8 protein-coding genes are annotated in these 9,704 nt (G+C 70.8%); 5 read left to right on the top strand and 3 right to left on the bottom strand.

Going from position 1 to position 9,704, the window contains the following annotated elements; translation table 11 throughout:
* Positions 1-74 precede the first annotated feature (74 nt).
* Entirely contained in the window at positions 75-596 is a 522-nt protein-coding gene (locus ACFULQ_RS47065; protein WP_383557417.1) for a DUF4245 domain-containing protein, read from the bottom strand.
* A 126-nt stretch (positions 597-722) separates the two neighbouring features.
* Between ACFULQ_RS47065 and glpX the strand changes: the two genes are divergently transcribed.
* A complete protein-coding gene (gene glpX, locus ACFULQ_RS47070; RefSeq protein WP_120051096.1) occupies positions 723-1,757 on the top strand; it encodes a class II fructose-bisphosphatase in 1,035 nt (344 codons plus the stop codon).
* 150 nt (positions 1,758-1,907) lie between these two features.
* Here the strand turns inward: glpX and ACFULQ_RS47075 are convergent, their stop codons facing one another.
* Both ACFULQ_RS47075 and ACFULQ_RS47080 read right to left on the bottom strand, forming a co-directional pair.
* Entirely contained in the window at positions 1,908-2,282 is a 375-nt protein-coding gene (locus tag ACFULQ_RS47075; protein ID WP_078902679.1) for a WhiB family transcriptional regulator, read from the bottom strand.
* Between the two features lie 174 nt (positions 2,283-2,456).
* Complete coding sequence (locus tag ACFULQ_RS47080; RefSeq protein ID WP_383557421.1) at positions 2,457-3,161, bottom strand: DUF1707 domain-containing protein; 705 nt, start codon at positions 3,159-3,161, stop codon at positions 2,457-2,459.
* 166 nt (positions 3,162-3,327) lie between these two features.
* On the opposite strand from ACFULQ_RS47080, the gene ACFULQ_RS47085 reads away from it, so the two are divergent.
* The 4 genes from ACFULQ_RS47085 (at position 3,328) to ACFULQ_RS47100 (ending at position 9,663) form a co-directional block, all read left to right on the top strand.
* The gene (locus tag ACFULQ_RS47085; RefSeq protein ID WP_383557424.1) at positions 3,328-4,992 is read left to right on the top strand and encodes a fumarate hydratase; all 1,665 of its coding nucleotides are present in this window, start codon (positions 3,328-3,330) and stop codon (positions 4,990-4,992) included.
* Between the two features lie 101 nt (positions 4,993-5,093).
* Positions 5,094-6,485 (top strand): class II fumarate hydratase, encoded by a 1,392-nt coding sequence (locus tag ACFULQ_RS47090; protein ID WP_383557427.1) that lies wholly within the window; start codon positions 5,094-5,096, stop codon positions 6,483-6,485.
* 72 nt (positions 6,486-6,557) lie between these two features.
* Positions 6,558-7,250: a DUF402 domain-containing protein gene (locus ACFULQ_RS47095; protein WP_383557429.1), complete on the top strand. Its 693-nt coding sequence runs from the start codon at positions 6,558-6,560 to the stop codon at positions 7,248-7,250.
* Between the two features lie 292 nt (positions 7,251-7,542).
* Positions 7,543-9,663 (top strand): SpoIIE family protein phosphatase, encoded by a 2,121-nt coding sequence (locus tag ACFULQ_RS47100; RefSeq protein ID WP_383557432.1) that lies wholly within the window; start codon positions 7,543-7,545, stop codon positions 9,661-9,663.
* The last annotated feature ends 41 nt before the right edge of the window (positions 9,664-9,704 follow it).

The raw sequence follows: 9,704 nt of genomic DNA on the forward strand, positions 1-9,704 counted from the left end.
GCCGCGGGGGCCCTTCGTCGTGTCTCACGCCATCGTCGGCGCCGCGCGGTCACGCCGTCTTTCGGCGTCGCGCCCTACGCCATCTTCAGCGACTTCGCCATCTCGGTCAGCTGGGCCAGCGACCCCGTGCCCGCGACCACCGTCGTCGCCCCGTCGCCCTGGTGCACGAGGGCGTCGTAGCGGCCGCCCGTGTACCGGGTCCAGGTGCGGCCCGCGATCTCCTCGGTCTGCTTCGTCGCCTCGCCGCCCTGGCTCGCCTCGTCGATGAACTCCGACGGCTTCTGAGCGGACTGCTCGATCTGCACGTACTCACCACCGGGGGCCTGGAAGCCCAGGTGCCAGGCGTCGGACTCGTCGGCCTGGAAGCGCACCGACGTCGCCTTCCAGCCCGCCGGCAGTCCCTCGGGAGCGGCCACCGGATAGGAGGCCGCACGGCGGGCCGTGAGCAGCTCGACGCGGTAGTCGACCTTCTTCACGTCCGGAGCGGAGTCGTCGTGCGGGATGAACACGTAGATGACCGCCGCCGCGATCCCGATCAGGCCCAGGGAGAGAATCATGTCCCGGACCGTTTTCTGCTTGCCGTTCGAACCTGCCACGCCCCCATCGTCGCAGGTGCCCTGGCCCGCTCATCCGTGGGGCCCCCTGCTCATTTTGTCTGCCCGGAGATAGAGTCGATCGAACACCCTCATCCGGCCGTCGTCGTATCAGAAAGGTGCGCCTCGATGACCGAGCATCATCATCTGCCGTCCGAACTCGAAGTCCCCAGTGAAGCCCCCGACCGCAACCTCGCCCTGGAACTCGTCCGGGTGACCGAAGCCGCCGCGATGGCCGCCGGCCGCTGGGTCGGGCGGGGCGAGAAGAACGGCGCCGACGGCGCCGCGGTGCGCGCCATGCGGTCCCTCGTCTCCACCGTGTCGATGAACGGCGTGGTCGTCATCGGCGAGGGCGAGAAGGACGAGGCCCCGATGCTCTTCAACGGGGAGCGCGTGGGCGACGGGACCGGCCCCGAGTGCGACATCGCCGTCGACCCGATCGACGGCACCACGCTGACGGCCAAGGGCATGCCGAACGCGATCGCGGTGCTGGCCGCCGCGGACCGCGGGTCCATGTTCGACCCGTCCGCCGTGTTCTACATGGACAAGCTGGTCACGGGCCCCGAGGCCGCGGACTTCGTCGACATCGACGCGCCGGTCTCCGTGAACATCCGGCGGGTCGCCAAGGCGAAGCGGTCCACGCCGGAGGACGTGACCGTGGTCATCCTCGACCGGCCCCGGCACGAAGGGATCATCAAGGAGATCCGGGAGGCGGGGGCGCGGATCAAGCTGATCTCCGACGGTGACGTGGCGGGATCGATCTACGCGCTGCGCGAGGGCACCGGCGTCGACATGCTGCTGGGCATCGGCGGTACGCCGGAGGGGATCATCTCCGCCTGCGCCGTGAAGTGCCTCGGCGGGACGATCCAGGGCAAGCTGTGGCCCAAGGACGACGAGGAGCGGGCCCGGGCGATCGACGCCGGGCACGATCTGGACCGGGTGCTGACCACCGACGACCTGGTGTCCGGGGAGAACGTGTTCTTCGTGGCGACGGGTATCACGGACGGGGAGCTGCTGCGTGGGGTGCGGTACCGGTCGGAGACCGCGACTACCGACTCGATCGTGATGCGGTCCAAGTCGGGGACGGTGCGGCGGATCGACTCGGAGCATCGGCTCAGCAAGCTGCGGGCCTACAGTGCGATCGATTTCGACCGGGCCAAGTAGCGCGGGACAGCTCGGGGGAGCTGGAGCGTGGGCGGGTGCGGCTGCGTGGGGCTTCTCGCGCAGTTCCCCGCGCCCCTGAGTAGGTCCACTCGCCCCCGTTGAGAAGGCGCCCCCGGTGCGGAGGGGGCGCTTTCCCGTTCCAGCGCCCTCTCAGCCCGCCTGGGCTATGCGGGCCGCCCTCGCCGCCTTGGTGAGTTCCAGGTCTCGGCGCCTGCGGCGGGCCAGGACCACTCGGCGTTCTGCTGCGGTCAGGCCGCCCCAGACGCCGTAGGGCTCGGGTTGGAGGAGGGCGTGTTCGCGGCACTCGACCATGACAGGGCAGCGGGCGCAGACGCGCTTGGCGGCCTCCTCGCGGGACAGCCGGGCGGCGGTGGGTTCCTTGGACGGGGCGAAGAACAGGCCGGCCTCGTCGCGCCGGCACACCGCCTCGGTGTGCCATGGAGCGTCTTGGTCCCTGTCCCGCACTGGCACCCGCTGGGCCGGAACGGCAGCTACCTGCAGGGACGAATGCGGCGGTTGCAGCACGGTCTACTCCTGACGACGGCTTCGCGAGCGAGAGACGATGCAGCAAGCCCTACCCGCTGTGCGCGCGCCTATGCACTGAGTCCCGAACCGCTGGATTCCGGGCCGTCGCGTGCGCTTCCGAGCGCCGCCCGGAGGCGGATCCGAGGGCTTCGGACCCGCCCGGATTCACAACCGTCAACGATCCAGGTGCTTGCGCAAACTCTTGTCGACCTTGCGGTCGACCGCACTCTGCACCCGGTCGAGGATGTCCGCGACGAGCTTGCCGCGCTTGGGCCGCCCCTCGATGTTGCCGAGGATCGCCCAGCCGTCGACATAGACCACCGGGGCGTCGGGCTCGGCCGAGTCCAGGGTGTCCACCTCGAAGTTGCCGAGGACACCACCGCCGGTGCCGCGCAGCGAGACGTTCTCCGGGACGCGGACCTCGACGTTGCCGAAGACCGAGAACGCCTTGATGACCACCTGGCGATACTCGAAGATCGCCTCGCTCAGGTCTATCTCGACGCTGCCGAAGATCGCGTAGGCGTGGATACGGCGGCCCGCGCGCCACCGGCCCTTGCGGACGGCGGCGCTGAAGACGGCCACCACATTGTCGTCCGGGTCGTGCGGGATCGCGTCGGTGGGGCGGTTGGCGGCCGGGGTCCAGGCCGGGGCGGTCCGGCGCTCATGGGCGGCGGGCAGGTCCCGGATGAAGACCTCCAGCTCGCCGACCGTCTTGGCGCTCAGCACCCCCTCGACCCGCTCGGCGTGCTCGTCCGCGGTGAGGCGGCCCTCGGCGAGGGCCTCGCGCAGGATGTCGGCGATGCGGTCACGGTCGGCGTCCGAGGCGCGCAGCTCCGCGGGCTCGGCGACCCGGGGTTCGGTCTTCTTCTGAAGGTCCACGGCAGCAGCGTACCGAAACGCGATAGATCGCGACTAGGCCTGTGGACAAGTCCGGGACAACCAACTGAGCCTTACCTCACAACCTTCCGGGCTTGGACAGGTTCTAGGCTGGTGAGGCCCGCCAACGGCGGCGGGCCGCCGTCTTTCGAGTGAGGAATGGGCTGAGATGCCTGAGTTCGCATACACCGATCTGCTCCCCATGGGAGAGGACACCACCCCCTACCGGCTGGTGACCTCCGAGGGTGTCTCCACCTTCGAGGCCGACGGGCGGACGTTCCTCAAGGTGGAGCCGGAGGCGCTGCGCAAGCTGGCGGCCGATGCCATCCATGACATCCAGCACTATCTGCGGCCCGCCCACCTCGCCCAGCTGCGCCGCATCATCGACGACCCCGAGGCGTCGAGCAACGACAAGTTCGTCGCCCTCGACCTGCTGAAGAACGCCAACATCGCGGCGGCGGGCGTACTCCCCATGTGCCAGGACACCGGCACGGCCATCGTCATGGGCAAGCGCGGGCAGAACGTGCTCACCGAGGGCGGTGACGAGGCGGCGCTGTCGAAGGGCATCTACGACGCGTACCTGAACCTCAACCTGCGCTACTCGCAGATGGCCCCGCTGACCATGTGGGACGAGAAGAACACCGGCTCCAACCTCCCCGCGCAGATCGAGCTGTACGCCACCGACGGCGGCGCGTACAAGTTCCTGTTCATGGCGAAGGGCGGCGGCTCGGCCAACAAGTCGTTCCTCTACCAGGAGACGAAGGCCGTCCTGAACGAGGCCTCCATGATGAAGTTCCTGGAGGAGAAGATCCGTTCGCTCGGTACGGCCGCCTGTCCGCCGTACCACCTGGCGATCGTCGTCGGCGGCACCAGCGCCGAGTACGCGCTGAAGACCGCCAAGTACGCCTCCGCGCACTACCTGGACGAGATCCCGGCCGAGGGCTCGGAGCTCGGGCACGGCTTCCGGGACAAGGAGCTGGAGGAGAAGGTCTTCGAGCTGACCCAGAAGATCGGGATCGGCGCGCAGTTCGGCGGGAAGTACTTCTGCCACGACGTGCGGGTCGTACGGCTGCCCCGGCACGGTGCCTCCTGCCCGGTCGCCATCGCGGTGTCCTGCTCGGCCGACCGGCAGGCCGTCGCGAAGATCACCGCGGAGGGCGTCTTCCTGGAGCAGCTGGAGACCGACCCGGCGCGCTTCCTGCCCGAGACGACCGACGAGCACCTCGACGAGTCCGACGTGGTGCGGATCGACCTCAACCAGCCGATGGACGACATCCTCGCGGAGCTCACCAAGTACCCGGTGAAGACGCGGCTTTCGCTGACCGGTCCGCTCGTGGTCGCCCGTGACATCGCGCACGCCAAGATCAAGGAGCGCCTGGACGCGGGCGAGGAGATGCCGCAGTACCTGAAGGACCACCCGGTGTACTACGCGGGCCCGGCGAAGACCCCCGAGGGCTACGCCTCCGGTTCCTTCGGTCCGACCACGGCCGGCCGCATGGACTCCTACGTCGAGCAGTTCCAGGCGGCGGGCGGCTCCAAGGTGATGCTCGCCAAGGGCAACCGCAGCAAGCAGGTCACCGACGCGTGCGACGCGCACGGCGGCTTCTACCTCGGCTCCATCGGCGGCCCGGCCGCGCGCCTGGCCCAGGACTGCATCAAGAAGGTCGAGGTCGTCGAGTACGAGGAACTCGGCATGGAGGCGGTCTGGAAGATCGAGGTCGAGGACTTCCCCGCCTTCATCGTCGTCGACGACAAGGGCAACGACTTCTTCCAGGACCCGGCGCCCGCGCCGACGTTCACGTCGATTCCGGTGCGGGGCCCCGGGCTGGCGTAGCACCTCGTGCGCGGCGGGGACCCGCTTGGCCCCCGCCGCCCAAGGACACCCGAGCGGCCCACGCCCGGAACATCCCGGCCGCCCCGATCGCTGTACCCGGTATGAGCGAATACCGCATCGAGCACGACTCCATGGGCGAGGTCCAGGTCCCCGTGGACGCCAAGTGGCGGGCCCAGACGCAGCGGGCCGTGGAGAACTTCCCGATCTCCGGGCAGCGGATCGAGCGGGCGCACATCGAGGCGCTCGCGCGGATCAAGGGGGCGGCCGCGAAGGTGAACGCGCGGCTGGGGGTGCTCGACAAGGACATCGCGGAGGCCATCCAGGAGGCGGCCGAGGAGGTCGCCGAGGGGAAGTGGGACGAGCACTTCCCCATCGACGTCTTCCAGACCGGCTCCGGCACCTCCTCGAACATGAACACCAACGAGGTCATCGCGACCCTGGCGACCGAGCGGCTCGGCGAGGGCCGGAGCGTTCATCCCAACGACCACGTGAACGCCTCCCAGTCCTCCAACGACGTCTTCCCGTCCTCCATCCACATCGCCGCCACCGCCGCCGTCACCCAGGACCTGATCCCGGCGCTGGAGCACCTCGCCGACGCCCTCGCCCGCAAGTCCGAGGAGTTCGCCGATGTCGTGAAGTCGGGGCGGACCCATCTGATGGACGCCACCCCGGTGACGCTCGGCCAGGAGTTCGGGGGGTACGCGGCCCAGATCCGGTACGGCGTCGAGCGCCTCACCGCCTCCCTCCCCCGGCTCGCCGAACTGCCGCTGGGCGGTACCGCCGTCGGCACCGGCATCAACACCCCGCCCGGTTTCTCCGCCGCCGTCATCGAGGAGGTCGCCCGCACCACCGGGCTGCCCCTCACCGAGGCGCGGGACCACTTCGAGGCGCAGGGCGCCCGGGACGGGATCGTGGAGACCAGCGGGCAGCTCAGGACCATCGCGGTCGGCCTGACGAAGATCGCCAACGATCTGCGCTGGATGTCCTCCGGGCCGAGGACCGGCCTCGCGGAGATCTCGCTGCCCGACCTCCAGCCCGGCTCCTCGATCATGCCCGGCAAGGTCAACCCGGTGATCCCGGAGGCGGTCCTGATGGTGGCCGCGCAGGTCGTCGGCAACGACGCGACCGTCGCGACCGCCGGCGCGGCCGGCAACTTCGAGCTCAACGTCATGCTGCCGGTCATCGCGAAGAACGTCCTGGAGTCGATCCGGCTGCTCGCCAACGTCTCCCGGCTGCTCGCCGACCGCACGGTCGACGGCATCGTCGCCCACCGCGAACGGGCCCGGGAGTACGCCGAGTCCTCGCCCTCCGTGGTCACCCCGCTCAACAAGTACATCGGGTACGAGGAGGCCGCGAAGGTCGCCAAGAAGGCGCTGGCGGAACGGAAGACGATCCGGCAGGTCGTGCTGGAGAGCGGGTACGTCGAGCGCGGTGACCTGACGGAACAGCAGCTCGACGAGGCCCTGGATGTCCTGCGGATGACACGGCCGTAACCTTTCCCCGCCCCGGCGTGAACCGTGACGCGTACCGCAGCGTCGTATGCCTATGGCACCTAATATCTGTTCATGGCAGAGGGTGGAGCGGTGAGAGCAGTGGAAGCGGGTACGTCGGCGCACTTCTGGGAGCCCGGGAGTCAGATCCTGTGGCGCTACCGGGAGAACGCGGGCGCGCACTTCCACATCGCCCGCCCCGTCACCGTCGTACGCGACGACGCCGATCTCCTCGCCGTGTGGCTGGCACCGGGCACCGAGTGCGTGAAGCCGGTGCTGGCCGACGGCACCTCCGTGCACGCCGAGCCGCTGGAGTCCCGTTACACCAAGCCGCGGACCGTGCACCGGGACCGCTGGTTCGGCACCGGGGTGCTGAAGCTGGCCCGGCCCGGTCTGCCGTGGTCGGTGTGGCTGTTCTGGGAGCCGGGCTGGCGGTTCAAGAACTGGTACGTGAACCTCGAGGAGCCGCTGGCCCGTTGGGCCGGGGGTGTGGACTCCGAGGACCACTTCCTGGACATCACCGTGGATCCCGACCGCAGGTGGCAGTGGCGGGACGAGGACGAGTTCGCGCAGGCCCAGCAGGACGGCCTGATGGACCCCGACCTGGCCGAACAGGTCCGGGCCGCGGGGCGTTCCGCGGTGGAGGTGATCCGCGCCTGGGGCCCGCCGTTCTCGGACGGCTGGCCCGACTGGCGGCCCGATCCGTCCTGGAGTGTCCCGCTCCTTCCGGATGACTGGGACCGTACGCCCGCGCACTTGTCCTCATGAGACCCTTGATGCGCCCCCGGGCCGCAAACGTAGGATCGTCCTCCGCAAGAGTGCGCAGCGGCAACTACCGGAGCGGGCACTGGGCTTGACCGATCGTCACCGAGGGGCGGCAGGACGTGAGCGTGGGGTACGAGGGCAACACCGGTACGGGCCGACGGTTCGCCGCCACTGCGGGGACAGCCCCTGACCACGCGGAAATTCCGTTCCTGGGACACGCATTCCGGGTATCGGGATTTCGGCGGGACCCACTGCGCGTACGGCGCGCAGCCCCGGACGGACGGATTCGACACGCGTGACGGAGCACCCGACCTCCTTCGAACGCCCCCAGCCGGGCGTCGACCCGACGGACCCCGGCGGGGCGCTGCTGCGTTCCCCGATGCCCGCTCCCGCCCCGGGCGTCGAGGCCCCGGCCGCTTTACCCCTTCAGGCCCGCTCCGGTGACCCCGCCCCGGACGCGGCCCCCGTCCTCCAGGGCAGCAACAGCAAGACCGGCACCACCGGCAACCACAAGGACAAGGGCATGAACCCGGCCGGTACCGGCCCCGAGCACTCCCAGCCGGCCACCGCCGAGCAGGACACGCACCGCCCGCGACCCGTCTCCGAGACGGTCCCGATCCAGCCGGCCGGCGAGGACGACCGGCCGCAGAGCGGCGACGAACGCCGTACCGGACAGGGCCTGCCCCCGGGCCGGCCCATTCCGATGCGTCGGGACGGCGACCGGCTGCGCTTCGTGGGCGCGGCCACCCGCCGGATCGCCCGGGGCATCGACCTGGACGAGATCGTCATGGGGCTGTGCCGGGCGACCGTGCCGACCTTCTCGGACGCGATCCTGGTCTATCTGCGCGACCCGCTGCCGGTCGGCGACGAGCGGCCCACCGGGCCCCTGGTGCTGCGGCTGCGGCGCAGCGACCGGATCCCGCAGCAGGAGCGGGACCTGGAGGACGGCATCCTGCCGGTCCCGGTGCCCGAGAACCCGTCCGAGCTGGACGCGCTCGGCACCGAACTGTGCGAGGTGCAGCCCGGCAGCGCGCTCGCCGAGGTGCTGCGCGGAGTGCGCCCGGTCTTCACGGACACGCCCGCGGCCCACGCGGCGCTGCCGGAACTGCTCGGTGAGGGCTGCGAGTTCGTCGTCCCCTCGGGCCGCCGCGCGATCCTCGCCCCGCTGCGCGGCCGGCGCCGGGTCATCGGCGCCGCGCTGTTCCTGCGCCGCCCGGACCGCATCCCCTTCGACCCGGACGACCTCCTGGTCGCCGCCCAGCTCGCCACGCACAGCGCGCTGGGCATCGACAAGGCGGTGCTCTACGGCCGTGAGGCGTACATCGCCGACGAGCTCCAGCGCACGATGCTCCCGGAGACGCTTCCGCGGCCCACCGGCGTGCGGCTGGCCTCGCGCTATCTGCCCGCCGCCGAGACGGCCCGGGTGGGCGGCGACTGGTACGACGCGATCCCGCTGCCGGGCAGCCGGGTCGCGCTGGTCGTGGGGGACGTCATGGGGCACTCCATGACCTCCGCGGCGATCATGGGCCAGCTGCGGACGACCGCGCAGACGCTCGCCGGGCTCGACCTGCCTCCGCAGGAGGTGCTCCACCACCTCGACGAACAGGCCCAGCGGCTCGGCACCGACCGCATGGCGACCTGCCTCTACGCCGTCTACGACCCGGTCTCGCACCGGATCACCATCGCGAACGCGGGGCACCCCCCGCCGGTGCTGCTGCATCTGGGCGGCCGCGCGGAGGTGCTCCGGGTGCCGCCGGGAGCGCCGATCGGTGTCGGCGGCGTCGACTTCGAGGCCGTGGAACTGGACGCGCCCGCCGGGGCCACCCTGCTGCTGTACACCGACGGGCTCGTGGAGTCCCGGCTGCGGGACGTGTGGACCGGGATAGAGCAGCTGCGGGAGAAGCTCGCCGCGACCGCCCAGCTGACCGGTCCGGACCATCCGCCGCCGCTGGAGGCGCTGTGCGACGAGGTGCTCGACATGCTCGGTCCTGGCGACCGGGACGACGACATCGCGCTGCTCGCGGCCCGCTTCGACGGGATCGCGCCGAGCGATGTGGCGTACTGGTTCCTGGAGCCGGAGGACGCGGCACCGGGACGGGCCCGGCGGCTGGCGCGGCGGGCGCTGTCCCGCTGGGGCATGGAGGATCTCACCGACTCCGTCGAGCTGTTGGTGAGTGAGGTCGTCACCAACGCCGTGCGGTACGCGACCCGGCCGGTGACGCTCCGGCTGCTGCGGACCGATGTGCTGCGCTGCGAGGTCGGCGACGACGTGCCGCAGCTGCCGCGGCTGCGGCAGGCCAGGGCGACGGACGAGGGCGGCCGCGGGCTGTACCTGGTCAACCGGCTGGCCCGGCGCTGGGGAGCCACCCGGCTGAGCACCGGCAAGGTGGTCTGGTTCGAGCTCAACCGGGGCTAGCCCCGGGAACGACGAGAGGGGGCGCCCGGCCTGTGCCGGGC

Origin of the sequence: Streptomyces sp. NPDC057253, assembly GCF_042669125.1 — a bacterium.
In the GTDB taxonomy this organism is placed as follows: domain Bacteria; phylum Actinomycetota; class Actinomycetes; order Streptomycetales; family Streptomycetaceae; genus Streptomyces.

What these genes read in the sequence shown, in the direction of transcription:
- glpX (WP_120051096.1), top strand. Translation starts at nt 723, where the DNA reads ATGACCGAGCATCATCATCTGCCGTCCGAACTCGAAGTCCCCAGTGAA.
- ACFULQ_RS47095 (WP_383557429.1), top strand. Translation starts at nt 6,558, where the DNA reads ATGGCAGAGGGTGGAGCGGTGAGAGCAGTGGAAGCGGGTACGTCGGCG.
- ACFULQ_RS47085 (WP_383557424.1), top strand. Translation starts at nt 3,328, where the DNA reads ATGCCTGAGTTCGCATACACCGATCTGCTCCCCATGGGAGAGGACACC.
- ACFULQ_RS47090 (WP_383557427.1), top strand. Translation starts at nt 5,094, where the DNA reads ATGAGCGAATACCGCATCGAGCACGACTCCATGGGCGAGGTCCAGGTC.